Here is a 26,040-nt window from a genome sequence, read left to right as displayed (position 1 = left end):
AGGCCGTCTGAAACTTTTCAGACGGCCAAAAACACAAATAAGGAACCATCATGAGTGCAACTGCCCAAACCGGCTACTTCTTCATGCCTGAACACATCATCCTCGTCGGCGCCAGCGAACGTCCGCACAGCCTTGGTGAACGCATTTTCAGCCACCTGCTCGGTTCCTCATATCAAGGCAAAATCACCCCCGTCAATCTTCGACACAGCAGTGTCGCTGGTATTCCCTCCTACTCCAGCCTCAGCAAAATCCCGGGCCAAGCCGATTTGGTTGTTGCCGTTATCCCACCCGACCATTACGACTCGCTGTTCAAAGCCTGCCGTAAAAAAGACCTGCGCCACATTATCCTGATTCAAGATTGGGAAAACCTGCCACCCGAATCCTGTAAAAATGCCCGTTCCATCATTCAAAAATATCACGGCGACGAATTGAACATCACCGTATGCAACAGCGCAGGCATCCAACTCCCCTCGCTCAACCTCAACATCAGCACCCAAGCCGACTATCCGGCCGGCCATATCGCGTTACTGACCGGCCACAGCACCGTCAGCCGCAACATCAACCACCTGCTGAACACGCTGCACCAAGGCGTATCACGCCACATCAGCCTCAACTATGACCTAAGCCCCACTACATCCGCCGACTGGCTCAACCGCTTCGGCCACAACCGCCATACCAAAGTTGCCGTGATCCACTATAATCCGGCCGAAAACCAACGCGAGCTGTTCAGTGCCATCCGCCACTTTACACGCCACACCCCACTTATCCTGTTGTCCACACACTACACCGACGACACAGACAAAGCCATCCTGCGCAGCCTCAGCCGCCATTGCAATTTCCAACCGGTATTCAATACCGCCGAGCTGGAAGCAGCCCTAAAAGCCCACCTTTCCGGCATTCCCGTCATTACCAATCCCACCATTCTGTCCGACACGCCGATAGAATGGCTGCGCACTACCGCCAATGCCTGCGAATTGACCCTCGACCTCCCAACCGATGTACCATCCATCCGACAAGGCTGCATCGGCAGCAACCCTACACCTGCACGCATCCACCGCCTGGCGCTCGAACAATTACAAAATCCGCATACTCAAGCCCTGCTCGGCATTATTTCGCCAGATACGCCGGATGCGTACAGCATTCATCAAACTCTGGATAATTTGGCACAAAAAACCAGCAAGCCTATTCTCGTCAGCTATCGTTTTTCAGACGGCCTGACACGGTTTAACACGCCGGAAGAAGCTTTACTGACACTTTATTTCCGCAATCAAACAGCCTATTTGCAACAGGTGCAAAATACCCCTGCCCCAGCCAAAACAGGCCGTCTGAAAACACCTAAAAGCAAAAGTATCGATAAAGCCATTGCATCCGGCCAAACCGAACTGATGGCGGAGGCCCTATACCTGCCTCCGTGCCAAACCAAAAAACACAATGCCGTCCAATTTCGATTTAGCCGCCATGCCATTTACGGCAACATCCTTACCGCCCATTACAACGGCCAAACCGAAGCCTCATTACCTCCTTTTACCACGCTTGATATCCAGCATTTAAGTCAATTTGCGGAACTCGACAACACTTCCGTTCTCAATCAATTTCTGCATTCCCTAAACACGCTTATCCACAATGACCAGCATATCGGCGACATTATCCTCAACTACAATGGTAGCCAATACAGCAGCACCATCATTCCCGAAATCGTGGAAAAACCAGCCGCACCAACAACCAAAATTCCTAAAAAAGCCGTCCAAACCTTAGAACAGGCCGCAGCAAAAATGCAAAGTGCCGCCGCCTACCTCCAACAAAAAAATCCAGCCGCAGCCGAATTCCTACGCAACACCGGCGAAGCTGCATCCGAACTGCTGCACCCTAAAACCGAAACGCCCGAAATACAAAACGTACTCGCACCCTACCCGAGCCAAACCGATACCTTTACCCTGCCCGACGGCAACACACTGCACATCCGCGCACTAGAACCTGAAGATGCCGAAGCCAAACAAAAATTTGTCCGCCAATTACCCGCGGCCGACCGCTATACGCGCTTCATGACCCATACCAACGAGTTGCCGCTGCCCACACTCGCACGGCTGACCCGTCCCGATTTCCATACCGAATGCGCGTGGGCAGCCTTCGCTTCAGACGGCCGTATCGTCGCAGTCAGCCGTTACAGCCGCATCAATCGCAATGAGTGCGAGTTCGGCATTACATTGGCTGCCGAAGCCCGCAAAACCGGCTTGGCCGGCAAAATGATGAGCCTCATTATCCAAACTGCCACACAACAAGGTTATCAAACCATGAATGCGGAAATCCTCAAAGAAAACACACCGATGCTCAAACTCGCTGAAAAATCAGGATTTACCGTTACCCCGTCGGAAACCGACCGCGGACTGTATCAAGCAAGCCTCGATTTGAACGCATGGCAAAACAGCAACAAAAACAAATAAAAACTTGCATAACCCGTGTGAAATATCCTAAAATTAGCGGTTTCTATATACCCGCATTTTTCAAAAGGACTCAAAATGGTAGTTATCCGTTTGGCTCGCGGCGGCTCAAAACACCGCCCTTTCTTCAACGTAGTCGTAACTGACTCTCGCAACCGTCGTGACGGCCGCTTCATCGAGCGCGTAGGTTTCTACAACCCCGTTGCCAACGAAAAACAAGAACGCGTACGTTTCGACGCTGACCGCATCAATCACTGGGTCGCTCAAGGCGCGAAAGTTAGCGATGCAGTTGCCAAACTGATTAAAGAGCAAAAAATCGCTGCTTAATCAGCTGAAACGACCATGACAGACACTCAAAAACGGGTAGCCATGGGCTACATCAAAGGCGTATTCGGCATTAAAGGCTGGCTTAAAATTGCCGCCAATACCGAATACACCGACAGCCTGCTGGACTACCCAGAGTGGCAGTTGTGCAAGGATGGCAAAACCCTGGATGTTATGCTTGAGGCAGGTAAAATTGTCAATGGCGAACTTCAGGTCAAATTTGAAGGTATAGACGATCGCGACCAAGCATTTGCCTTGCGCGGCTATACCATCGAAATCCCCAGAGAGTCATTCGCCCCTACTGAGGAAGATGAATACTACTGGGCAGATTTAGTCGGCATGACCGTCATCAACAAAGAAAACATCGTCCTCGGCAAAGTCAGCAACCTGATGGAAACCGGTGCAAATGATGTTTTGATGATTAAAGGCGAACACGGACAAATCCTGATTCCCTTTGTCTCCAACTATATCGAATCTGTCGATACCGACAGCAAAACCATTATCGCCGACTGGGGTTTGGACTACTGATGCTGATTCAAGCCATCACCATTTTCCCAGAGATGTTCGACAGCATTGTCGAATATGGCGTTACAGGCAGAGCAAGAAAACAAAATCTTTGGCAGTTTCAAGCCATCAATCCCCGTAAATTTGCCGACAATAAACTTGGCTATATTGATGATCGCCCCTTCGGAGGTGGTCCGGGAATGATTATGATGGCGCCGCCGCTTCAAGCGGCAATCGAAGAAGCCAAAGCAAACTCGCAAAAACCTGCCAAAGTAATTTATCTCAGTCCGCAAGGTCAGCCGCTGACGCATAAAAAAGCTGCAGAACTTGCCGAACTGCCCCATCTTGTTCTTCTATGCGGACGCTATGAAGGCATAGATGAAAGACTGTTGCAAAGCAGTGTGGACGAAGAAATCAGCATTGGCGACTTTGTCGTCTCGGGCGGTGAATTACCCGCCATGATGTTGATGGATGCCGTCTTAAGATTGGTCCCGGGTGTATTGGGCGATATACAGTCAGCCGAACAAGACTCGTTTTCAGACGGCCTTTTAGACTGTCCTCATTACACCAAACCCGTAGAATTCCAAGGCATGATGGTTCCCGAGGTCTTACGCTCAGGAAATCATGGCTTGATTGCCGAGTGGCGATTGAAACAATCGCTGCGACGCACTTTAGAGCGCCGACCTGATTTATTGGAAAAGCGCAGTTTAATCCCAAAGGAATCCCGCCTCTTAAAAGAAATCTTGCAAGAGCAACAGGAAATCCAATCATAACTTAGGAAAAACAAATGAACTTGATTCAACAATTAGAGCAAGAAGAAATCGCTCGCTTGAACAAAGAAATCCCTGAATTCGCTCCAGGCGACACCGTTGTCGTATCTGTACGCGTAGTTGAAGGTTCTCGCAGCCGTCTGCAAGCATACGAAGGTGTTGTTATCGCTCGCCGCAACCGTGGCCTGAACAGCAACTTCATCGTTCGCAAAATCTCTAGCGGCGAAGGTGTAGAACGCACTTTCCAACTTTACTCTCCTACCGTAGAAAAAATCGAAGTTAAACGCCGTGGTGACGTACGTCGCGCCAAACTGTACTACTTGCGCGGCCTGACCGGTAAAGCAGCTCGCATTAAAGAAAAATTGCCTGCTCGCAAAGGTTAATCGCTTTCATCAAAAACCCACTTCAATGAAGTGGGTTTTTTGTTTTTATACAAGATCTCCTCATCTTTCTTACACAATCCTGCAAGCCAATCACAATACACTTCTCGCGCATAAACTTAAACAGAATCATAATTCCCTTGCTTCTTTTAACCTTTATACAAAAGGCCGTCTGAAACAAAAGATTCAGACGGCCTTTAATCACATCGGGCGGTTATTTAAACCATCTTGCCAATGCAGGGATACGCGACAACAACAGTGTATCCAAAATCCAAATAACAGCAATTGCGGCAATAGCTGTTGGGAAAATCACAGCCAAAATCAGAAGTGGCACAGCCATTGCCCACCATACCGGCAATTTGATTTTCTGTGCAGGAGGAACCAAACCACGTGCTTCCGAAGGACGGCGTTTCCACCACATCACACAGCCGCTGATGCAGACGAAAATGACTGCCAAGCAGAACAAAACGTTCGCCAGCACACTCCACCAGCCCATCGTACCGATATGCAGCGCAATGCTGACCGCCATGAATTTACCAAACCAGTTGTAATCATCGTAATGGATGTCGGCAAGGACTTTGCCGCTGTATTGATCGATGTGTACCGTGCGGTCGGCGGTCGGACTGGGCATATCGTAGCTCATCGAGTCCTGAGACAGCGTCCACACGCCCGTTTCGCCTTTAGGCAAATTAAGCTTGTAACGGCCTTCAAAACCAATTTCGCGGGCAAAGCGGTCAACTGTTTCCAACGTCATCGGCTCACTCGGATTAATGCCGTTTTCGCCCTTCGTCGTACCGGAAACAGGCATAGGCGTAAGCTCCAGAACCCATGGCACTTCTTTGATTTTACCGTCGTTTAACACATCGCCGTGGGTCGGCACGGTAGATACAGGGTTCGGTTCGACGCCCCATTTACCGGCAGGGAATTGGCTCCAAGACTGAACCAACTTACCGCCCCAAATTCCCGCCCAAGCAACGCCCGAGAGACAGAACAGCAACAGAAGCAAAGAAACCCAAGTGCCGAATGCGCCGTGCATGCTACGCCACCATGTACGTCCTTTACCTGCTTTCGGTACAAGCATGGATTTCACACCGCGCTGTTTTGCCCACCACAGGTAAATCCCGGTAATGATCATCAAAATAGTCAGTGAAGCGGCTGTTTCCAGTATATAGTCGCCCACCGTGCCGATCATCATATCGCCATGGATTTCGTCCATGATGTGATACCAGCCGTCATTGCGCGGCGTTGAATTGACGACCTTCGCCGTATAGGGATCAACGGCAACCATAGCAGCCTTATCGTCATTGTTCACGCGGAATACGGCAACCATATCATCTGCGCGCGGCGCAATATACTGCACTACCGAAGCAGTTTCCGGATTTACAAACTGTCTGGCGGCTTCAGCCTGAGCCGATAAAGGCTGAACCACTGCCTGCGGCGCAACATGTATGAGTTCGCCTTCTTTACCGGTGATATTGGCAAATAGCAGCATTCCCAACCCTGTAACAGCCAACAGGGTTAAAAACGGCGCAACCAAAAGTCCGGCATAAAAATGCCATCGCCAAACAGTCAAATAACGGCGGTTAGCCTGTTGTTCATTTTGGGGAGTTGGTTTTGTTTCCATATAATCTCTTCGTATAGTTAAAGCAGACTAATTACTACGAATTAGCATCAGGTATTTTAATCAAAAACATTCATTTAAGAAACCGTTTTTCCCATGCAGCTTTGAAATACTTCAATATTTAGTTTTCAGGCCGTCTGAAAAAAACAAAATAGAAAGAAAACAACACTTTACTGAAAATCCGTTTTAATCATTGCGGTTTCGGCAGAATTTGGTAGAATACGAGCATTACTTATTTATTTATCAAGCCGCCAAGCTTTGGCGGCTTGTATTTTTATTTTCAATCCGGCTACCGCGCGTGGCCGGATAAAATTTTAAAAGCATCATCATGCTTTCATGGAGAACTCTATGCAAAAAATCCCTTTGACCGTCCGTGGTGCAGAATTGTTGAAACAAGAACTTCAACACCTCAAAAGCGTAGCACGCCCAGAAGTCATTGAAGCCATCGCCGAAGCACGCTCACACGGCGACTTGTCTGAAAACGCAGAATACGAAGCTGCCAAAGAACGTCAAGGCTTTATCGAAGGCCGTATCGCCGAGTTGGAACACAAACTCTCTATGGCGCACATCATCAACCCTGCTGAAATCCATGCTGAAGGTAAAATCGTGTTCGGCACAACTGTGACACTGGAAGATTTGGAAACTGAAGAACAAGTTACCTACCAAATCGTCGGTGAAGATGAAGCAGATATCAAAGAACGCAAAATCTACGTTGGCTCCCCCATTGCCCGCGCCCTGATCGGCAAAGAAGAAGGCGACGTTGCAGAAGTTCAAGCACCTGGCGGTGTGCGTGAATATGACATTATTTCCGTACAATATATCTAAATAAACAAAAGGCCGTCTGAAAACATTTTCAGACGGCCTTTTGTTGTATCTAAAAACACCATAATAGAAAAGTGAAATCTTCCCAGGAGAAGCATAATGAATCTACTGTACAAAATTATCCAAACCGCTGCCGCCATGTGGCTTGGTATGCAGCTGACCGCAGGCTATGTTACTGCCCCTATCCTGTTCCGCCTCCTGCCCAAAATGCAGGCGGGAGAAATTGCCGGCATCTTGTTTGCCATTACAGCAATATGTGGCTTAGTTATTTTTGGCGCAGCCTATGCCTTTTTCAGAAAACAGCTGGCCTCACTTTCTTGGTGGATCTTAGTGCTTTGGCTACTCTTAGCCTGCAACCATCTTTTGGTTACGCCGGTTATCGAGGCACACAAGTACGGACTGGATAACTGGCTGCTGTCCCTAGTAGGCGGAACATTCGGCGTTTGGCACGGCTTATCCAGTATTATCTTTTTGATTTGTACGATACTGGCAGCCATCTGCGTATGGAAATGGCCCAAACCAAACTAATCTGTCTTAATAAAAGGCCGTCTGAAAAAAGTCTTTCAGACGGCCTTTTATTTTGAATCATAAATTCCCTGACTCTTCAAATATAAACCATAAAAAAATGCCCTGCATATTGCAGGGCATTTTTCACAAACCGATTAAGGTTTAGCGTAACCGTGAACGCCATTGTAAGGAGCCGGGATCCAACCTTCATCAGTAGCAGGCAATTCACCTTGACCTTCGATAGTTTGGCCTGGAGCAACTTGACGAGTAACAACGCTGCGGATTTTAACATCAACGCGACGGTCAGGTTCGATACAAGCGATAAGGGCAGCACGTTTCTTAGCTTTAGAAACTTTTTTACCCAGTTTAGCAACTTCAGCTTCACAAGTAGCAGTCATTTGAGCTTGAGACTCGCCCAGACCTACTGCAGAGATTTTGCTAGAAGCAACGCCACGGCCTACCAAGTAGTTAGCAACTACGTTGGCACGACGCTCAGACAGAGCTTGGTTGTATTCTTCAGAACCCATGAAGTCGGTGTGACCTTCAACACGTACAGTTTGTACGCTGTCGTTGCTCAGGCGTTGAGCCAAAGCGTTCAGGTTTTCTTGAGCTTCAGGACGCAGGTTGTCTTTGTCGAAGCCGAACAGAGTTTTAGTAGACAGAGAAACAGTTTCATCAACATACTCAGGAGCTTGTTGTACAGGAGCAACTGCTTCGCGGTCACCACATTCAACACGGCCTTCGGTAGCTTTGTCGAAGTAGCTGTTTTTCCAGCATTCGCCGTAGTTGTTACGGACGATTTCTTGAGATTGGCTGCTTACGGTGTAACCGTGTTTGGTGTGCGCTTCGCTGGCCATAGCGGTGCCAGAGGCAACCAAGGCAACGAACAATGCGCTTAATTTCAGCTGTTTGGTCATTTTATTCCCTCATCAAATTGTTATGCGGCGGACTAGGAAAGCAACCGCTGCAAAGTACCAATATACAGGCCGCAGTATCAAAACAGCGGCAAATCGGATATATCAGGTTGCACTATAAAGAAGCGCAAGGCAAACTGTCAATACTCGATGCCTTCAAACAATCATGAAGTGCCTGCTTCCTAGTAGTTAATCATGCCGAAAAATCAATCTTGTGTCATTAATTTAGGGCAAAATCAGACAATTCACCTACCTAAAGTTGTACAAAAACAACAAAACCCCTTTCCCTCTTCTTTCCTGAATTTCCTGTTTTCATATCATTAAAAGATATTTTCATTAAAAACAACCATTTTCAAAACTCGGGGCAAAACTGGGCAAAATATGTTAAATTACATGCCGTTTGTCGCACAAAATCCACAATAACAACGTATTCGGTACTGCTACCATGAAACTGCAACAATTACGTTACGCCCTTGAAGTTTACCGGCACAATCTGAATGTCTCTGAAGCCGCCGATGCGCTTTTCACATCCCAGCCCGGCATTTCCAAACAAATCCGCCTGCTTGAAGAAGAATTGGGTATCCAAATTTTTATCCGCAGCGGCAAGCGTGTGGTTTCCGTTTCGCAACCGGGCAAAGCCGTGTTAGAAATTTCGGAACGAATTTTGCGCGATGTACAAAACATTAAAAATATCGGCAGCGAGTTTACCGATCATGACAGCGGTTCGCTGACCATCGCGACAACGCATACCCAGGCGCGTTATGCCTTGCCCAAAATCGTTGCGGAATTTGTCAAAAACTACCCTAAGGTCAATTTGACCATCAAACAAGGCAGCCCTTCTGCGATTGCGCAAATGGTCAGCAGCGGCGAAGCAGATTTAGCAATTATTACCGAACAGATTGATGATCATCCTGAGTTAGGCAAGCTGCCCTGCTACGAATGGAACCATGCCGTGATTGTTCCGCATGACCACCCTCTTTTGGACTGCCGCAATCCTTTAAGCCTTGAAGATTTGGCTTCTTTTCCGCTGGTTACTTACGAATTTGCTTTTAATTCCGGCAGCAGCATTGCGCGTACATTTAATAAAGCGCATATTGAGCAACCTGATGTTGCCTTATCGGCTGCCGATACAGATGTATTGAAGACGTATGTCCGCTTAGGCTTGGGCGTTGGTTTGATGGCCAAAATGGCGTACGATCCCGTTGTCGATCAAGATTTACAGCTTATTGATGCGGCACACTTATTTGAACCGTCGCCCACTTGGATAGCCTTACGCTCGGATACTTACCTGCGCGGTTACGCGTATGACTTTATCCAGATGTTTGCACCGAAACTGACCAGAGAAGTAGTCGACCGCATTCTGTACACGCCGGTTGTTGAAGATTTTTCAATTTAATACCTGACTATCACTTGCGTAACTTAACAATTATTCTTTAATTCTTGTTAAAAAGGCCGTCTGAAATATTTCAGACGGCCTAAGATTCAGATAGCGTGCGAACAACCGGAAACCATTTTCTTCAAGGTTGTCGCATCTAAGATTTTGATGTGCTTGTGTTCAACCGAAATCAAGCCTTCATGATGGAATTTAGACAAGGTGCGGCTGACTGTTTCCAGCTTCAGCCCCAAATAGCTGCCGATTTCCTCACGCGACATCCGCAAGATAAAATCATTGGCGGCGAAGCCTCGTGAATAGAGACGCTGAGACAGGTTGAGCAAGAATGCTGCCAATCGCTCTTCAGCGCGCATATTGCCCAAAAGCAGCATAACGCCCTGATCTCGGACAATTTCACGGCTCATCAAGCGGAAAAAGTGAGAACGAAGACTGGGAATATCCTGTCCAAGTTCTTCAATATGTGTAAACGGAAGCTCGCATACCTCGCTGTCTTCCAAAGCCACAGCATCACAGCTGTGAATATGGGAACAAATCCCATCCATACCGATCAGCTCGCCCGACATAAAAAAGCCGGTTACCTGATCTCGTCCATCTTGGCTGGCGACTGTTGTCTTAAAGAAGCCCGCACGGATGGCAAACAAAGAGGTAAACGGCTCGCCGGCACGGAACAGGTATTCACCTTTTTTCAGACGGCGGCTTTGACGAATAACCGCATCTAATTGTGAAAATTCGTTAGGCATCAGTCCGACAGGCAAACACAGCTCGCGTAAAGAACATGTGGAACACAAGGTTTTCATTTGATGTGTTGCATTGTGTGTGGCCATAACGCACCCTTAATCTGCATAGTTCTATAAATCCCTGATGAAGCCGAATAACTATTGACCCATGTCAAAGTCGGCATATCATTATGAGGCATTCTACCAAACTATCGAAATTTTGACTAAAATTTTCCCTAATTTCCCTACTTTATACTACAAGCCCCTACCATGAAAATCATCCCCATCTCAAATAACACCAACACAAACAATGAATTACCGGAATTTGACCGTGAATTAATTGCCAGTTTGCCATCAAGCGGTCCACGTTATACATCCTATCCGACCGCCGACCGCTTCCATGAAGGCTTTAAAGAAGCCGAATATATCCAAGCTTTAAACCTGCGCAACATGGGCGCGCTCAACAAACCCCTTTCGCTCTACATCCACATCCCCTTCTGCAATACCATCTGCTACTACTGCGGCTGTAACAAAATCATTACCAAAGACAAAAGCCGTGCCGATGCCTATATCCAGTATCTGGAAAAAGAAATGGAATTACTGGCACCTCATTTAGGCGGAAGACACCAGCTCGCGCAGCTCCACTTCGGCGGCGGCACGCCCACATTCCTGAGCGACGACCAACTCGAACGCGTCTTCGACATGATTCGTAAATACTTCCAGCTGATTCCCAACGGCGAATACTCCATCGAAATAGACCCGCGCAAAGTCAGCCGCGAAACCGTCCTCAAATTGGGCAAACTTGGCTTCAACCGCATGAGTGTCGGCATCCAAGACTTTGACCCTAAAGTGCAGGCAGCTGTCAACCGCATTCAAAGTTATGAAGAAACCAAAGAAGTGATTGATGCCGCGCGTGAAGCCGGGTTTAAATCGGTCAGCGTCGATTTGATTTACGGCCTGCCGCACCAAAACACCGAAAGCATCAAAACCACCATCGATACGGTCTTATCCCTCGATCCCGACCGCCTTGCCCTCTACCACTACGCCCACCTGCCGCATATCTTCAAACCGCAACGCCGTATCGACACCAATGTCGTACCTGGAAGCGAAGAAAAACTCGATATGCTGCAATATTGCGTCCAAACCCTGACTGAGCGAGGCTACGTTTTCATCGGCATGGACCACTTTGCCAAACCTGACGACGAGCTCTCCATCGCCCTCAAAGAAGGTTTCCTGCAACGCAACTTCCAAGGCTACTCGACCTATGCCGACTGCGATTTGGTGGCGATCGGCGTATCCTCTATCGGCAAAATCGGCAGCACCTACTCCCAAAACGAGCGCGACATCGATGCCTATTACGCCGCACTCGATGCCGGACATCTGCCGATTATGCGCGGCTACCAGCTCAATCAAGACGATATTTTGCGCCGCAACATCATTCAGGATTTAATGTGCCGCTTCTCGCTTGATTATCAAATTTACGAAAGCGTGTTCGGCATTCCGTTTAGCCGCTATTTTGTAGCGGAACTGGAAGATATGAAGCAACTGGAAACCCTCGGTCTGGTTCGTCTCAAACCGCACGGCCTGACCGTTACGCCGAAGGGCCGTTTCCTGATCCGCAACATCGCTATGGTGTTCGACTACCATCTGCGCCATAAAGAAACCAAAGCCAAATACTCGCAAACTGTATAAACACTTAGGCCGTCTGAAAGTATGTGTTATATTTCAGACGGCCTTTTTCACATCAAAAGCAACACAAAATGGATCAACCCGATTTCTTCCCCATTCCCAGCCCCTGCATCGGCGTTTGCGAAGCCAATGCCAAAGGTTTTTGCAAAGGCTGCCTGCGCAGCCGGGAAGAACGCTTGTACTGGCTCCAGATGACCGACAGCCAAAAGCATCAAGTCATGCACCTTCTATCCCTCAGGAAGGCCAAAATCCGCAACCGCAAACTGGAAAAAACCGAAACGGGCGAACATCCAGTTCAAAACCTACTCGATTTCTAAATTGCTCTTGCCTACCGCACACCACAATAAGGAAAAACATGAAAAAACTGCTTGCCTGTCTGCTGATACCATTTACCGCCCTCGCCTTAGGTACCTGCAAACCCGCTGCAACTTTACCCGAAAGCAAACCTGCCGAACTCAATTGGCAGCAGCCTAAACTCACCAGCAATGTTTGGAAAATCAGCAAAGAAGGCCAACCCGATTCCTATCTGCTCGGCACCATCCACATGGGGAAAACCAATCAGACCTTGTCTTCCGATGCCCTCAAACTGTTGCAATCCACCAACCAACTGACCACAGAAGTTGACGCATTGCCGGACAGCAGCCCGGAAACAAAAAAAATGTATCAAAAATACTTCAAAGAGGTCATGAGTACCGAACCGCTCAGTCGCAAGCTTGGCAAAACAGATTTCCGTCTTTTACAAGAAATCTATTCAAAAAATGAAGAAAGCCGACCCATTGCCCAAATTGCCGACAAACTCCATCCGTGGGCAGCATTGGTTTTTGCCGGCAGCGCATTTCCCCAAGGATATAGCGCAGAAACCGGTGCAGATATGTTGCTGACCAATGCGGCCGCCGACATCAATAAGCCGCGTGGTTCATTGGAAAGTTTGGACGATGTTACCGCGATCTTCAAAGCCCAGCCTGAAGAGACCATGCTCAACTTTCTGAAAGCCAGCATTAAAACCAATAAAGAAGAAACCGAAGATATCAAAAAACTCCATCAAGCCTATTCAGACGGCCGCTTTGAAGAACTCATCCCACTTTTGGAAGAAACCGAACAGCGCACCCTCAAACTTGTTGATACCAAACACGCCAAAGCCATGTCCGATTGGCTGAAAAACGACCTTCTGATCCGCCGCAACTTGGCATGGCTGCCTGAAATCCGCAAGCAATCGGCCAAACAAAGCACCCTCTTTGCCGTCGGTATTGCCCATTTACCCAGCGAAAAAGGCTTAATCGAACTGCTACGTAAAGAAGGCTATCAAGTAACGCCCGAACCCAAAGTTCTGATTTGGCAATAAACCCCAAGCAAACGACAAGGCCGTCTGAAAGTCTTTCTTTCAGACGGCCTTTATTTAATCTCTATTAAATGGAGCAGTAAGCAGCGTTGAGCGCCAAAATCAATCGCCCAATGCCGCTACCATCACCGCTTTAATCGTGTGCATCCGGTTTTCTGCCTGATCAAACACAATACTGGCTTCGCTTTCAAAGACTTCTTCCGTTACTTCCACACCATTCAGGCCGAATGTCTCATAAATCCATTCGCCGACTTTAGTTTCGCGATTATGGAAAGCAGGCAGGCAATGCATAAACTTGACTTGCGGATTTTCAGCAGCGGCCATTAATTCGGGCGTAACTCGGTAACCTTTCAGCAAATCAATACGCTCCTGCCAAGCCTCTTTAGGCTCGCCCATGCTGACCCACACATCGGTATGGATAAAATCCACGCCTTTTACGGCTTCCTGCACATTCTCCGTCAACAGAATGCGTCCACCGGTCTCTTTGGCAATAGCCTGCACCGTCTCGATAATGTTTTCAGACGGCCACAGGCTTTTCGGCGCACCGATACGCACGTCCATGCCCAGTTTCGCAGCCAACACCAGCAACGAATTGGCCATGTTGTAACGCGCATCGCCGACATAGGCAAACGCAATTTGGTTCAAAGGTTTGTTGCTATGCTCACGCATCGTCAGCGCATCAGCTAGCATTTGAGTCGGGTGGAACTCGTTGGTCAAACCATTGAATACAGGTACGCCTGCATACTTGGCCAGCTCTTCCACCACATCCTGTCCAAAGCCGCGATATTCGATACCGTCAAACATCCGCCCCAAAACACGCGCCGTATCCTTAATGCTTTCCTTATGCCCGATTTGGCTGGCAGACGGCTCCAGATAAGTTACCCCTGCACCTTGATCACGTGCGGCCACTTCAAACGCGCAACGGGTGCGGGTTGATGTTTTCTCGAAAATCAGAGCAATGTTTTTCCCCTTCATCCGCTGCACTTCGCGCCCTGCTTTTTTAGCAGCCTTCAATTCGGCTGCAAGGTCGAGATAGGTGGTAATTTCTTCCGGCGTAAAATCCAAAAGTTTTAAAAAATGGCGGTTTTTCAGGCTCATGTCTTATTTCTCTTTTTCTAGCGTGGGCATTGCCCAACATTTTTCTCCATGCAGATTTTTCCGGGCTTCCCCGACCTTCTGCAACTCAATTTTTCAGCGTGCGAAGCCTGCCCCTAATGCAGCCTCTTATCCTCTCAAAACAAGGCCGTCTGAACCTCGCCTCGCTCCAAGGCAAGCAACGATTGTTTGCGGTTCAAACCGCCTGCGTAGCCGGTCAGCTTACCGTCGCTACCGATAACGCGGTGGCAGGGAATCAAGATAGACACCTTGTTCTGCCCGTTTGCAGCGGCAACGGCACGAATGGCTTTAGGATTACCCAACTGTTGCGCCTGCTCCTTGTAGCTGCGCGTTTCGCCGTAAGGAATGGTCAGCAGTGCATTCCATACCTGCTGCTGAAAGGCTGTACCTATCGTTTCCAAAGGTGTCGCAAAAACTTTCAGACGGCCTTGGAAGTATAAATCCAATTCTTGGCGTAAAAGTTGCGTTTGCTCATTTTCTTGAAAAATAAACTGCCCACGCAAAGCTTTTTGGACAGCCATGATTTCCTGTTCCATATGTTTCTGCCCGACAAATTCCAGCAGACACAAACCCTTACTGCCGAACACCGCCAACATCTCGCCCAACGACGTGGCAACCGCGGCCGCAGTCAGTTCGTTCGGACTATCAGGATAACGCGTTTCCAACAGACGGATGGCTCGGCGGATACGGACATATTCTTCGGGCGTGCAGCCGATACGGTCAATAAAATCCTGCTCGAACTGCTTGGCTTCGTGTTCCGTCAAACATTCATACATCAGGGTTTCGAGGTCGGTGGGAAAATAGGTTTCCAGTCGCTCGCGGATTTCATTCCACTTTAATGGAAGCTCGTTTAAAGAAGGCAGAGTAATCATATTTTGCCTTGTTCAATTATCGATAACTTAAGAGAAAACCGAAAGAGCAAAAGAATCGTATCGCCCTATCGTTTTTCAAAGCCTACGGTACGGCCTTTTCACTTCAACAGGCGTTTCAATATACCTTCATACACCGCCGACAACTTCGGAATATCGTCCAGCCGCACGTTTTCATTGATTTGGTGGATGGTCGCGTTAGACGGGCCTAACTCGATGAGTTCTTTGGCAATGGCTTTGATGAAGCGTCCGTCCGAAGTGCCGCCGGTGGTGGACAATTCGGCCTCAACACCACAAATCTCGGCAATGGCTTCGCGTGCCACGTCGGTCAGTTTTCCTGCCTGAGTTAAAAACGGCTGACCTGAGCAAGACCACTGCAAATCGTATTGCACGCCGTGCTTGTCCAAAATGGCGTGGACGCGTTGTTTCAGCTCTTCTTCGGTGGACTCGGTAGAGAAACGGAAATTGAATTTGACGTTCAGCTCGCCCGGAATGACGTTGGTCGCGCCTGTGCCGCCGTTGATATTGGAAATCTGGAAACTGGTCGGCGGGAAGTATTCGTTGCTTTCGTCCCAGACTTCCTGCGTTAACTCTAACAAGGCCGGTGCAAAAGTATGGACGGGATTGATTGCCAAATGCGGATAGGCAATATGGCCTTGCTTGCCTTTGACAGTCAGATTGCCCGACAGCGAGCCGCGCCGGCCGTTTTTAATCATATCGCCCAATTTGTCCACGGCGGTCGGTTCGCCGACGATGCAGTAGTCGATAAGCTCGTCGCGCGCTTTCAACACATCGACGACTTTGGTCGTGCCGTCCAGCGCGTCGCCCTCTTCGTCGGAAGTAATCAGAAGCGCAATGCTGCCTTGATGATCGGGATATTCGGCAACGAAGCGTTCGCAGGCGGTAACGAAACAGGCGATGCTGGTTTTCATATCCGCCGCGCCGCGCCCGTATAATCTTCCGTCGCGCTCGGTCGGCTCGAACGGGGGCGAATCCCATTTTTCAACAGGGCCTGTCGGTACAACGTCGGTATGCCCTGCAAAACAGACGACGGGGGCTTTCGTGCCGCGTCGAAACCAGATGTTTTTGGTGTCGCCGAAATGGAGTTCTTCAGCCGCAAAACCGATTTTGTGCAGGCGTTCGGCAAGCAGTTTTTGGCAATCCCGGTCGTCGGGGGTAACGGATGGGCGGGAAATCAGCTCTTTGGCAAGCTCTAGGGATTGAGTTTCGGTCATATTTGTTCACTTTGAGAAACAGACCGTCTGAAACGTTCTGAATATAATTTTCAGACGGCCTTGAGTTTATTTGAAGATACTGAATAGGCAGTCTGCCTTTCGGTATTCTGAGTTATTTTCCATGGCAAGCTTCATAAAGCGGCAGTAATTCTTCCACTGTTTCCGCTATCCATTTCGCAACATCCTGCTTGCCCAAATCATTGCGTTCGATGTGCTTCCCGATACAGAAGAAATCTTTGTCGTCTCGAAGCTTTCTATCGCCGTCGCTTTGTTGGGCGACGGTGCGGTAGTCGTCATATTCGCTTTCCGCACCGTGCCACATATCGAATGAAGCGTATTTTTCAGTGTCAAAATTATCCAGCCAGCGGTTGTAATCAGGCAGCGCAATGGGGGAGACATCGGCTTTATAGCAATGCCAGTCCAAGCTGACGCTCAAACGGCGGCGGTTGAGCAAAATCGATAAAATCGCTGCGGAATTTTTATATTGTTCGTATTTAAAATAGGCAAAAAAATGAGCGCGTACCTGCCAGCCGTTACACCAGCGTTCGATATGCGGCGGCGCAAACGGTGCACCCAATTCGGCGGCAACCTGCTGGATTAGCTGCTGCCATACCTGCCAGTTTTCTTTATAGTCTGCCTTGATTTGCGGAATGCTTTCAGGCTGGTATTTTTTAAGCTGGGAAAACTGGAAAAAAGGGATATTGAACAAATCGCAACTTTTTGGGGTCAGCATAGTGTATTCCTTAAGACGATTGTTTCAGACGACCTTATTTGCGGCGACGTGCGGCCATAATTTCACCGATTTCGGTCAGTTTTTCTTTGGGGATAAAGGTTTTGCCCATATCAAACAGCGGCTCTTCAATCGCCAGATGAACATCATATCCCGCGACAAAGCGTTTGAACGTTTCCGCATCGGGGACATAGGCGTTGTCCGCTTCAAGCTTGGCAAATTCAGCCGCTACGCCGTCCCAGTTGTTGTGCAGACTGATATGTTGGCGCAACAGCTCGTCAACGCTTTCTTGAGCTTGCGGCGCATATTGCAATAGAAGCGGGAAGAAATTTTCCTCTTCGTCTTCATGGTGCAACGGCGCGGCAACATTAAAATATTGGGCAATCTGGCGGATGGTTTGCAAAACGATTTGATTGCAGCCGTTTTCGGCAATATAGTCCGACAACATGGCAACCTGGCTGCAGAAACGGCGCACTTTGCCATGACAGGCGTACAGCATTTCAATGGGTTCGGCAAAAGTAACGCTTTTGGTTTCAAACGGATTCATGGTTTTGAGGTTTTATTCTTAAATTAATGTTTCCAGATTATAACAAAACAGCCTGCGCAAGGCAGGCTGTCTGTTTTTAAGCTTAATGCGGATTAGTCAACCAAAGTAACTTTACCATTCATCAAAGCACCGTGACCTGGGAAGGTACAAGCGAATTTGTATTCGCCGCCAGCCAATTTAGCAGGATCCAGAGTCAGGGAAGCTTCTTCGCCGCCGCCAACCAGTTTGGTGTGGGCAACAACGCGTGCGTCGTCAGGTTTAACGTAGTCAGTTGCAGCAGCACCGGCACCGTCTTTGAAAATACCGTCCATGTCTTCGGCTTTACCGATGACGATGTTGTGACCCATGCTTTCTTTAGGTTGGGTACCGGTGTGTTTCAAAGTGATGGTGAATTCTTTACAAGCTTTGCTTACTTGGATTTCTTTAGTGTTGAACTGCATAGCGTCGTTGGCTTCAACAGTAGTTGCGCAGTTGCCGGCAGCAGGAGCGGCGGCAGCATCGGCTGGAGCAGCTTCAGAGGCAGGAGCGGCATCGGCAGGTGCAGTAGTTTCTGCAGGAGCAGCTTCAGAAGCAGCGGAAGCAGCAGGTGCTTCAGCAGGTTTTGCAGCTTCTTGAGAGCATGCAGCCAAGCCGATAACGGCAGCGGAAATCAGAGCCAGATAAGCTTTCATTGATGTATCTCCTAATGATGAGAGTCTTGTTAAGTTCTATTAATAGAACCCGCGCGAATATATTAACAAAGGCAAATGTCAAACTTAAACTTATTCACGCAGAGTGATAAGAAATTCAGGCGTTATTTTGCTACAAACTTCACACGAAATCAAAATTTCAGGCCAAGTTTACATCAGTTTACCTAAAAGAAAACAGTTACTGTTTAGGTCGTATTTCTTTAGTATTAGATGCTATCAGTCAAATGAAATAAATTTTAACATTTATTAACCATAATCCCATTCAGCATGATTTTAGCGGCTGTGCTTGCGTACCAATTCTGCCAATGCCGCTGCCAATTCGGGATGCCTGCCTTCCAATTTGGCCGCAGCTGCATCGAAGCTGTCCAAAGCAGCCTCGCTCAATCGCAAGCTGTTGGTTTTCGGCTGAGGAGGCGGTTTTGGGACCACCCTGACCGCCACTTCGCGTATTCCGTCATGCAATGCTTGCAACTTAGGCAACATGGCAGGCAGGATCATTTTTAAACGCGAAGCAGCCATATTGTTGGCAGCAAGCAAAACCAATCTTCCGTCTTCTACGCAGGCCGTCTGAAAATGCGGATGCAGGTTGGCCGGCAAAACCGTTTTGACTTTTGCATCCAATTTCCGCCATTGTTGCGATTGTTGCAACAAGCCCGCCAGTAAATGATCGCGCTTGCCCAATTGTGCTAAATCCATATATTTCAGACGGCCTTTCAGTAAATTAACCAAACAATTACAATTGAAATACAGCAAAACCGCCTTTATTTCAAACAGCATTACCGCGTTATACAAGCGCTTGTGTTAAAATCCCAATTTCGCCCACTATTATATCAAGGCGCAGGAATTATTCATGCTGACAAACATTGCTAAGAAAATCTTCGGCAGCCGCAACGACCGCCTGCTGAAACAATATCGTAAATCCGTTGCTAAAATCAATGCACTCGAAGAACAGATGAAAGCGTTGAGCGACGCAGATTTACAGGCCAAAACCGCCGAATTCAAACAACGCCTCGCTGACGGACAAACGCTAGATGATATTTTGGTTGAAGCCTTTGCCGTCTGCCGCGAGGCATCCCGCCGCGTATTGGGCATGCGCCACTTCGATGTACAGCTGATCGGCGGTATGGTCCTGCACAACGGCAAAATCGCCGAAATGCGTACCGGTGAAGGTAAGACATTGGTGGCCACCCTTGCCGTTTACCTGAATGCATTGTCAGGAAAAGGTGTACACGTCGTTACCGTCAACGACTACCTCGCCTCCCGTGACGCAGGCATTATGGAGCCGTTGTACAATTTCTTAGGCTTGAGCGTCGGCGTGATCGTAGCCGATTTGCAACCTTTCGAACGCCAAACCGCTTACGGTGCCGACATTACTTACGGTACAAATAACGAGTTCGGCTTCGACTACCTGCGCGACAATATGGTTACCGACCAATACGACAAAGTTCAGCGCGAATTGAACTTTGCCGTTGTCGACGAAGTGGACTCTATTCTGATCGACGAAGCGCGTACGCCGCTGATTATTTCCGGCCAGGCAGATGACAACATCCAGCTCTACCGCGTAATGGATGCCGTTCCGGCCCACCTTATCCGCCAAGAAACCGAAGAAGGCGAAGGCGATTACTGGGTGGACGAAAAAGCACACCAAGTTATTCTGAGCGAAGCCGGTCACGAACACGCCGAGCAAATCCTGACCCAAATGGGCTTATTACAGGAAAACGATTCGCTCTACTCTGCCGCCAATATTTCCCTGATGCACCACCTCATGGCGGCATTACGTGCGCACACTCTGTTCCACAAAGACCAACACTACGTCATTCAAGACGGTGAAATCGTGATTGTGGACGAATTCACAGGCCGTCTGATGGCCGGTCGCCGCTGGTCCGAAGGCTTGCACCAAGCCGTTGAAGCCAAAGAAGGCGTAGAAATCAAACGCGAAAACCAAACGCTTGCATCTATTACCTTCCAAAACTACTTCCGCCTGTACAGCAAACTGTCTGGCATGACCGGTACGGCCGACACCGAAGCCTTCGAGTTCCAAAGCATTTACAACCTCGAAACCGTCATCATCCCGACCAACCGTCCGGTACAACGTAAAGACTTCAACGACCAAATCTTCCGCTCAGCCGAAGAAAAATTTGAAGCCGTTGTCAAAGACATTGCCGAATGCCACAAAAACGGCCAACCGGTTTTGGTCGGTACCACCAGCATCGAAAACTCCGAACTGGTTTCTGACTTATTACATAAAGCAGGTCTGCCGCATAACGTTCTGAACGCCAAAGAACACGAGCGCGAGGCATTGATTGTGGCCCAAGCCGGTAAAGTTGGCGCGATTACCGTTGCCACTAACATGGCAGGCCGCGGTACCGATATTGTCTTGGGCGGCAACCTCAAACATCAAATCGAAGCCATCCATGCCGATGAAACCCTGAGCGAACAGCAAAAACAAGCGCAAATTTCCGCCCTTGAAAGCGGTTGGCAAGCCGAACACGACCAAGTTGTGGCCGCAGGCGGTTTGCACATTATCGGTACAGAACGCCACGAAAGCCGCCGTATCGACAACCAATTGCGCGGTCGTGCAGGCCGTCAGGGCGACCCAGGCTCCAGCCGTTTCTACCTGTCGTTTGAAGACCCATTGCTGCGCCTGTTTGCACTCGACCGTGCCGCCGCCATCCTCAACCGTCTGGCACCTGAGCGCGGCGTTGCCATCGAACACGGCCTGCTGACCCGTCAAATCGAAGGCGCGCAACGTAAAGTCGAAGGTCGCAACTTCGATATGCGTAAACAGGTTTTGGAATACGATGACGTTGCCAACGACCAACGTAAAGTGATTTACCATCAACGCAACGAAATCCTGACGACTAAAGACGTCAGCGATTTGACCCGCGAAATCCGTGCCGACGTTATCAGCGACTTGGTTGATTACCACATCCCGCCTGACAGCATGGAAGAGCAATGGGACATTCCGGCACTAGAGCACCAACTTGCCGCCGATTTCCGCCTGCATGTCGATATTAAAGGCTGGTTGAAAGAAGACAGCACTTTGGACAACCAAGACATTAAAGAGCGCCTCATCAAACGCATCGAAGACGAATATGCCGAAAAAGTCGAATTGGTCGGCAAACAGGCTATGTCTGATTTCGAACGCAATGTTATGCTGCAAGTTATCGACAACCAATGGCGCGAGCACCTCGCCGCTATGGACTACTTACGCCAAGGTATCCATCTGCGCAGCTATGCTCAGAAAAATCCAAAACAGGAATACAAACGCGAAGCTTTCGCCATGTTTGAAAACCTGTGGCGCGGTATCAAACAAAACATTGCCGCTTTGCTGACCGCCGTTCAAATCGAGCGCAACAGTGAATACGACCACACTGCCGCACAAAGCGTCAGCGATGTTCAAACCGTCCACTCCGATGCGCCTGATATGGAAGAATTGCTCGGCCAATCGCAAACCGATTTGGTTACCGAAGCGTTCGACCCTGACGGCACAGACTTCAGCCCTGAAGCGCTTGCACAAAACGGCCTGATTGTTCACCGCAACGATCCTTGCCCTTGCGGCAGCGGCCTGAAATACAAACAGTGCCACGGCAAATTGAACTAAGCAGTCATCTCAAAAGGCCGTCTGAACAAGTGTAAAAACGAAATCAAAGATTCTCGTTTCCCTGTTCAGACGGCCTGAGAATTATCCAAACAAGCAAAAAATTTCCAAACCCAATTTCAAAAGAGTATCCCTATGGCAGGCAACACCTTCGGACAAATCTTTACCGTTACCACTTTCGGCGAAAGCCACGGCGCAGGCTTGGGCTGCATCATTGATGGCTGCCCGCCCGGATTAGAACTGAGCGAAGCGGATATCCAGCTTGACCTTGATCGCCGCAAACCCGGCACCAGCCGCCACGTTACCCAGCGCCGCGAAGCCGACCAAGTCGAAATCCTCTCCGGCGTATTCGAAGGCAAAACCACCGGTACACCCATTGCCCTCCTAATCCGCAATACCGACCAACGCAGCAAAGACTATGGCAATATCGCCACCAGCTTCCGCCCTGGTCACGCCGATTACACCTACTGGCACAAATACGGTACACGCGACTATCGCGGCGGCGGTAGAAGTTCCGCCCGCGAAACCGCTGCCCGCGTTGCCGCCGGAGCAGTTGCAAAAAAATGGCTGAAAGAAAAATTCGGCACTGAAATTACCGCCTACGTTACCCAAGTCGGTGAAAAAGAAATCCAGTTTGAAGGCTACGAATATATTTCCCAAAATCCTTTTTTTGCAGCAAACCAAAGCCAAATTGAGGACTTGGAAAACTATATGGACAGCGTGCGCAAATCATTGGATTCTGTCGGCGCAAAACTTCATATCGAAGCAGCCAATGTCCCTGTCGGCTTGGGCGAACCTGTTTTTGACCGCCTCGATGCAGAAATTGCCTATGCCATGATGGGCATCAATGCTGTCAAAGGTGTGGAAATCGGCGCAGGTTTTAATAGCGTAACGCAACGTGGCAGCGAACACGGTGACGAGCTCACGCCACAAGGTTTTCTATCCAACCACTCAGGCGGCATCTTGGGCGGCATCAGCACCGGACAAAACATTCATGTAAATATTGCCATCAAACCGACCAGTTCCATCGCCACACCGCGCCGCAGTATTGATATAGAGGGCAACCCTGTCGAGCTTGCCACACACGGCCGCCACGACCCCTGCGTCGGATTACGCGCCGCTCCGATTGCAGAAGCCATGCTGGCATTGGTCTTGATCGACCACGCCTTACGCCATCGTGCGCAAAATGCCGATGTTCAGGTTAATACACCGGACATTGCCAAATTGGAAAAATAACCGTTTATTTCTGAATATTCTCAGAAAAATTTAGCCAAATCACAGTCTTTATACTACAATAGCACCTTATTGCCGTATGACGAAAATACGGATTTATATTAGAGGAATACAACCGCAATGGCACAAGAAACCGCTTTGGGCGCTGCGCTGAAATCTGCCGTCCAAACCATGAGCAAGAAAAAACAGACAGACATGATTGCCGACCACATTTACGGCAAATATGATGTTTTCAAACGATTCAAACCGTTGGCCGTTGGCATCGACCAAGACTTGGTTGCCGCCCTACCCCAATACGACCCTGCACTGATTGCACGCGTACTGGCCAACCACTGCCGCCGTCCACGCTATCTGAAAGCCCTGGCTCGCGGCGGCAAACGTTTTGACTTGAACAACCGCTTCAAAGGCGAAGTCAGCGCAGAAGAACAAACCATCGCCCAACAGCACCCAGCCGTTCAACAGGCATTAGCTGCACAAGCCGAACGCCAAGCCGCTAAGGCTACCGCTGAAACAGAAGCGGCTCCTGTACAAGCGGAGACCAACGAAGCTGCCGAATAATGTTCAGACGGCCTGATAAGGCTTGCACTAAATAAATAGAGACCCCAATTCAATACGACATCTTTAACATCGATGAATTGGGGCTTTTTTATTGCCTTAACCTTATAGTAGACTGATTAAAAATAGCTTTTTCCCTCACCAAGCCAAGTTTTGAAACCAAAATCTTTGCTAAGATATTCCCAATAAGGTATTTCTCTATTACCTTGATTATTCTTATATCAGTTCAAACATTGAACAGCATGATTTATACATCGTTAAAACAAACTAAAATTTATACCTTACAAAATTAACCGTCTGAAATATCTTTCAGACGGCCTTTTGAAATAAAATAATCAATTAAAACACGGCTTGCAAAACCAAATAGCTGACAACAGACAAAACGGCAGCGGCAGGCAAGGTAATAACCCAAGCAAGGCCGATCGGTTTCATCAATTTCCAGTTGGCATTGCGGTTAACCAAGCCGATACCCAAAACGGCACCCACCAAAATATGGGTACTGGAAACAGGCAAGCCCATAAATGATGCGGCCATCACGACGGCGGCGGCAGAAAGCTCTGCTGAGAAGCCTGACGCGGGGTGCATTTCTGCCAAGCTGGTGCCTACGGTTTTAATCACTTCTTTGCCGACAAACCACAAGCCGACGATCAAAGCGATACCGAAAGTCAACATGGCAATCGGCGGCACGGCGTTTTGGGCAGTAATGCTGTTGGTACGCAACACATCCATAATCGCGGCAAACGGACCAATCGCATTGGCAATATCGTTTGCACCATGGCTGAATGCAAAACCGCAAGCGGTAAATACCTGCATCCATGAGAACATTTGGAAAGTCGATTTATCCAAATCTTTGCGTTTCAAACTTTTGGCGAATACAAACGTACCCATCCAAATAGCCGCGCCGATCATGAAAATGGTCAGGAAGCTGTTGACGTTGCTCATACCCAAATGCAGATTTTTCAGACCTTTGAAAATCAACATGGCCGCAATCATCATACCGCCGACAGAAGCAATAAACGGTACCCAGGAATGCAGGGCTTTGTAAGAATCTACTTCGCCCTTACGGCTGTCAAAGCGGTGCAGACCGCGATAATACTCAGACTGTAATTCTTCAGGATCAAAGTCCGGCTCATCATAAATTTGGGCATCGTGCGCCATTTTGGTGGCGTATTCGACTTTTTCAGATTCACTCAAGGCTTCAAAAAACAGGCGGTGTTCTTCTTTATAGGCTTTCTTCTCAAACTTGATGCCTTTGAGCGTATTATCGGCCCAAGAGTTGTAGTCCAAAACGTTTTTCTTAATTCGTGAAAACAATAGATAGGAAACGATACCGCCCAATACCGGAGACAAAATCCAAGACAAGGCAATTTCGCCCAACTTGTCCCATTGAATCAGCGCAACGGAATCCACACCGTTCAATGCTGCCATACACAGGGCGCTACCGACGATACCGCCGATAATGGCGTGTGTCGTAGAAACCGGCAGACCTTTGCGCGATGCAAAAAGTAGCCACAATGCCGCAGCCAAAAGCGCAGACATCATAATAAAGACAAACTGCATCGGATCCAGATGCATGCCATTCAAATCGACAATACCCTTACGGATGGTATCTGTTACCTCGCCACCGGCAATCACTGCGCCGCTGACTTCAAATACTGCCGCAATCAGCAAAGCTTGCGGAATGGTCAATGTGCCGGAGCCAACACTTGTACCGAAAGAGTTGGCAATATCGTTGCCACCCACATTAAACGCCATGAAGACGCCGAAAAAGGTAGCAAGGATAAACAGGCCGGAGTGGTTGTAGTGGGTATAACCCAAACCCCAATAAATAAAATAGCCGACCATGCTCACAAGCATAGCGGCAAAAACCGTATTAATCAGCTTCAAGTTCGCACTCGACTGAGTTTGAGCCATGGAAAGTTTCCTTTTGGAAAACATGTTGAGTCGCGTTATTTTAACCTTTTTGTAATCTTTCTTGCACCAACTATTTACATTAAATGCCGAAATTCCCGTAAAAACGTCAAAAGGCGTTAAAATGTCGTTTTACC

At 48.6% G+C, this 26,040-nt stretch carries 25 protein-coding genes; 14 read left to right on the top strand and 11 right to left on the bottom strand.

The annotated features are described in order from the left end of the window. Positions 1 to 50: 50 nt before the first annotated feature. The 5 genes from ACTHTK_RS07465 (at position 51) to rplS (ending at position 4,419) form a co-directional block, all read left to right on the top strand. On the top strand, positions 51 to 2,441 hold the full coding sequence (locus ACTHTK_RS07465) for a GNAT family N-acetyltransferase (RefSeq protein ID WP_440378554.1): 2,391 nt from the start codon (positions 51 to 53) through the stop codon (positions 2,439 to 2,441). Positions 2,442 to 2,516: 75 nt separating this feature from the next. Next, positions 2,517 to 2,765, top strand: a complete 249-nt coding sequence (rpsP, locus tag ACTHTK_RS07460; RefSeq protein WP_003684452.1) for a 30S ribosomal protein S16 — start codon at positions 2,517 to 2,519, stop codon at positions 2,763 to 2,765. 15 nt (positions 2,766 to 2,780) lie between these two features. Further along, positions 2,781 to 3,290 carry a ribosome maturation factor RimM gene (gene rimM / locus ACTHTK_RS07455; protein ID WP_070460175.1) on the top strand — a complete coding sequence of 170 codons (510 nt, stop codon included), beginning with the start codon at positions 2,781 to 2,783 and terminating at the stop codon, positions 3,288 to 3,290. Beyond that, entirely contained in the window at positions 3,290 to 4,039 is a 750-nt protein-coding gene (gene trmD / locus ACTHTK_RS07450; protein WP_003679468.1) for a tRNA (guanosine(37)-N1)-methyltransferase TrmD, read from the top strand. Before rimM ends, trmD begins: the two co-directional genes overlap by 1 nt. 14 nt (positions 4,040 to 4,053) lie before the next feature. Continuing rightward, positions 4,054 to 4,419, top strand: coding sequence for a 50S ribosomal protein L19 (rplS, locus tag ACTHTK_RS07445; RefSeq protein ID WP_003679470.1), 366 nt, complete (start codon positions 4,054 to 4,056; stop codon positions 4,417 to 4,419). A gap of 211 nt (positions 4,420 to 4,630) precedes the next feature. On the opposite strand, the gene ACTHTK_RS07440 is transcribed toward rplS, so the two are convergent. After that, entirely contained in the window at positions 4,631 to 6,040 is a 1,410-nt protein-coding gene (locus ACTHTK_RS07440) for a PepSY-associated TM helix domain-containing protein (RefSeq protein ID WP_070584969.1), read from the bottom strand. Between the two features lie 345 nt (positions 6,041 to 6,385). Here ACTHTK_RS07440 and greA point away from each other — a divergent pair, with 345 nt between their 5' ends. Next, positions 6,386 to 6,862 (top strand): transcription elongation factor GreA, encoded by a 477-nt coding sequence (greA, locus tag ACTHTK_RS07435; protein ID WP_036493143.1) that lies wholly within the window; start codon positions 6,386 to 6,388, stop codon positions 6,860 to 6,862. A gap of 96 nt (positions 6,863 to 6,958) precedes the next feature. Further along, the gene (locus tag ACTHTK_RS07430; RefSeq protein WP_150537281.1) at positions 6,959 to 7,387 is read left to right on the top strand and encodes a DUF4149 domain-containing protein; all 429 of its coding nucleotides are present in this window, start codon (positions 6,959 to 6,961) and stop codon (positions 7,385 to 7,387) included. Between the two features lie 134 nt (positions 7,388 to 7,521). Here ACTHTK_RS07430 and ACTHTK_RS07425 read toward each other — a convergent pair whose 3' ends face one another. Further along, the gene (locus tag ACTHTK_RS07425; protein ID WP_049323939.1) at positions 7,522 to 8,283 is read right to left on the bottom strand and encodes an OmpA family protein; all 762 of its coding nucleotides are present in this window, start codon (positions 8,281 to 8,283) and stop codon (positions 7,522 to 7,524) included. Positions 8,284 to 8,725: 442 nt separating this feature from the next. Here ACTHTK_RS07425 and ACTHTK_RS07420 point away from each other — a divergent pair, with 442 nt between their 5' ends. Next, positions 8,726 to 9,676 (top strand): CysB family HTH-type transcriptional regulator, encoded by a 951-nt coding sequence (locus ACTHTK_RS07420; RefSeq protein WP_049336754.1) that lies wholly within the window; start codon positions 8,726 to 8,728, stop codon positions 9,674 to 9,676. 86 nt (positions 9,677 to 9,762) lie between these two features. Here the strand turns inward: ACTHTK_RS07420 and fnr are convergent, their stop codons facing one another. After that, positions 9,763 to 10,497: a fumarate/nitrate reduction transcriptional regulator Fnr gene (gene fnr / locus ACTHTK_RS07415; protein WP_039862092.1), complete on the bottom strand. Its 735-nt coding sequence runs from the start codon at positions 10,495 to 10,497 to the stop codon at positions 9,763 to 9,765. 162 nt (positions 10,498 to 10,659) lie between these two features. Here fnr and hemN point away from each other — a divergent pair, with 162 nt between their 5' ends. The 3 genes from hemN to ACTHTK_RS07400 all read left to right on the top strand — a co-directional run bounded on the left by hemN (position 10,660) and on the right by ACTHTK_RS07400 (position 13,420). Beyond that, on the top strand, positions 10,660 to 12,081 hold the full coding sequence (hemN, locus tag ACTHTK_RS07410; protein ID WP_063069185.1) for an oxygen-independent coproporphyrinogen III oxidase: 1,422 nt from the start codon (positions 10,660 to 10,662) through the stop codon (positions 12,079 to 12,081). Positions 12,082 to 12,149: 68 nt separating this feature from the next. Continuing rightward, positions 12,150 to 12,395: a DUF1289 domain-containing protein gene (locus ACTHTK_RS07405; RefSeq protein WP_440378553.1), complete on the top strand. Its 246-nt coding sequence runs from the start codon at positions 12,150 to 12,152 to the stop codon at positions 12,393 to 12,395. A gap of 38 nt (positions 12,396 to 12,433) precedes the next feature. Beyond that, on the top strand, positions 12,434 to 13,420 hold the full coding sequence (locus ACTHTK_RS07400; protein ID WP_128581241.1) for a TraB/GumN family protein: 987 nt from the start codon (positions 12,434 to 12,436) through the stop codon (positions 13,418 to 13,420). 99 nt (positions 13,421 to 13,519) lie between these two features. Here ACTHTK_RS07400 and ACTHTK_RS07395 read toward each other — a convergent pair whose 3' ends face one another. The 7 genes from ACTHTK_RS07395 to ACTHTK_RS07365 form a co-directional block, all read right to left on the bottom strand. Continuing rightward, positions 13,520 to 14,515 (bottom strand): ornithine carbamoyltransferase, encoded by a 996-nt coding sequence (locus tag ACTHTK_RS07395; RefSeq protein WP_107724123.1) that lies wholly within the window; start codon positions 14,513 to 14,515, stop codon positions 13,520 to 13,522. A 134-nt stretch (positions 14,516 to 14,649) separates the two neighbouring features. Further along, positions 14,650 to 15,405: a methylated-DNA--[protein]-cysteine S-methyltransferase gene (locus ACTHTK_RS07390; RefSeq protein WP_107724122.1), complete on the bottom strand. Its 756-nt coding sequence runs from the start codon at positions 15,403 to 15,405 to the stop codon at positions 14,650 to 14,652. A gap of 98 nt (positions 15,406 to 15,503) precedes the next feature. Further along, the gene (gene dapE, locus ACTHTK_RS07385) at positions 15,504 to 16,637 is read right to left on the bottom strand and encodes a succinyl-diaminopimelate desuccinylase (protein ID WP_107724121.1); all 1,134 of its coding nucleotides are present in this window, start codon (positions 16,635 to 16,637) and stop codon (positions 15,504 to 15,506) included. Positions 16,638 to 16,749: 112 nt separating this feature from the next. After that, a complete protein-coding gene (locus ACTHTK_RS07380) occupies positions 16,750 to 17,370 on the bottom strand; it encodes a glucose-6-phosphate 1-dehydrogenase family protein (protein WP_107724120.1) in 621 nt (206 codons plus the stop codon). 34 nt (positions 17,371 to 17,404) lie between these two features. Further along, positions 17,405 to 17,914 (bottom strand): hemerythrin domain-containing protein, encoded by a 510-nt coding sequence (locus ACTHTK_RS07375; protein WP_101755895.1) that lies wholly within the window; start codon positions 17,912 to 17,914, stop codon positions 17,405 to 17,407. 92 nt (positions 17,915 to 18,006) lie between these two features. Beyond that, complete coding sequence (gene azu, locus ACTHTK_RS07370) at positions 18,007 to 18,585, bottom strand: azurin (protein WP_003748712.1); 579 nt, start codon at positions 18,583 to 18,585, stop codon at positions 18,007 to 18,009. A 291-nt stretch (positions 18,586 to 18,876) separates the two neighbouring features. Further along, positions 18,877 to 19,299 carry a DciA family protein gene (locus ACTHTK_RS07365; protein ID WP_199903877.1) on the bottom strand — a complete coding sequence of 141 codons (423 nt, stop codon included), beginning with the start codon at positions 19,297 to 19,299 and terminating at the stop codon, positions 18,877 to 18,879. A 154-nt stretch (positions 19,300 to 19,453) separates the two neighbouring features. Here ACTHTK_RS07365 and secA point away from each other — a divergent pair, with 154 nt between their 5' ends. The 3 genes from secA to ACTHTK_RS07350 all read left to right on the top strand — a co-directional run bounded on the left by secA (position 19,454) and on the right by ACTHTK_RS07350 (position 23,995). Continuing rightward, entirely contained in the window at positions 19,454 to 22,207 is a 2,754-nt protein-coding gene (gene secA, locus ACTHTK_RS07360; protein ID WP_107724118.1) for a preprotein translocase subunit SecA, read from the top strand. A 132-nt stretch (positions 22,208 to 22,339) separates the two neighbouring features. Further along, complete coding sequence (gene aroC / locus ACTHTK_RS07355; RefSeq protein ID WP_107724117.1) at positions 22,340 to 23,440, top strand: chorismate synthase; 1,101 nt, start codon at positions 22,340 to 22,342, stop codon at positions 23,438 to 23,440. A gap of 117 nt (positions 23,441 to 23,557) precedes the next feature. Next, positions 23,558 to 23,995 carry a ProQ/FINO family protein gene (locus ACTHTK_RS07350; protein ID WP_107724116.1) on the top strand — a complete coding sequence of 146 codons (438 nt, stop codon included), beginning with the start codon at positions 23,558 to 23,560 and terminating at the stop codon, positions 23,993 to 23,995. A 336-nt stretch (positions 23,996 to 24,331) separates the two neighbouring features. Here the strand turns inward: ACTHTK_RS07350 and ACTHTK_RS07345 are convergent, their stop codons facing one another. After that, positions 24,332 to 25,906, bottom strand: a complete 1,575-nt coding sequence (locus tag ACTHTK_RS07345) for an inorganic phosphate transporter (RefSeq protein WP_107724115.1) — start codon at positions 25,904 to 25,906, stop codon at positions 24,332 to 24,334. Positions 25,907 to 26,040: the final 134 nt, after the last annotated feature.

Origin of the sequence: Neisseria sp. P0006.S009 (genome assembly GCF_051962915.1) — a bacterium.
GTDB classification, from domain to species: domain Bacteria; phylum Pseudomonadota; class Gammaproteobacteria; order Burkholderiales; family Neisseriaceae; genus Neisseria; species Neisseria subflava_E.
Note: the sequence above shows the minus strand (reverse complement) of the source record. Positions and strands in the feature narration are given on the sequence as shown.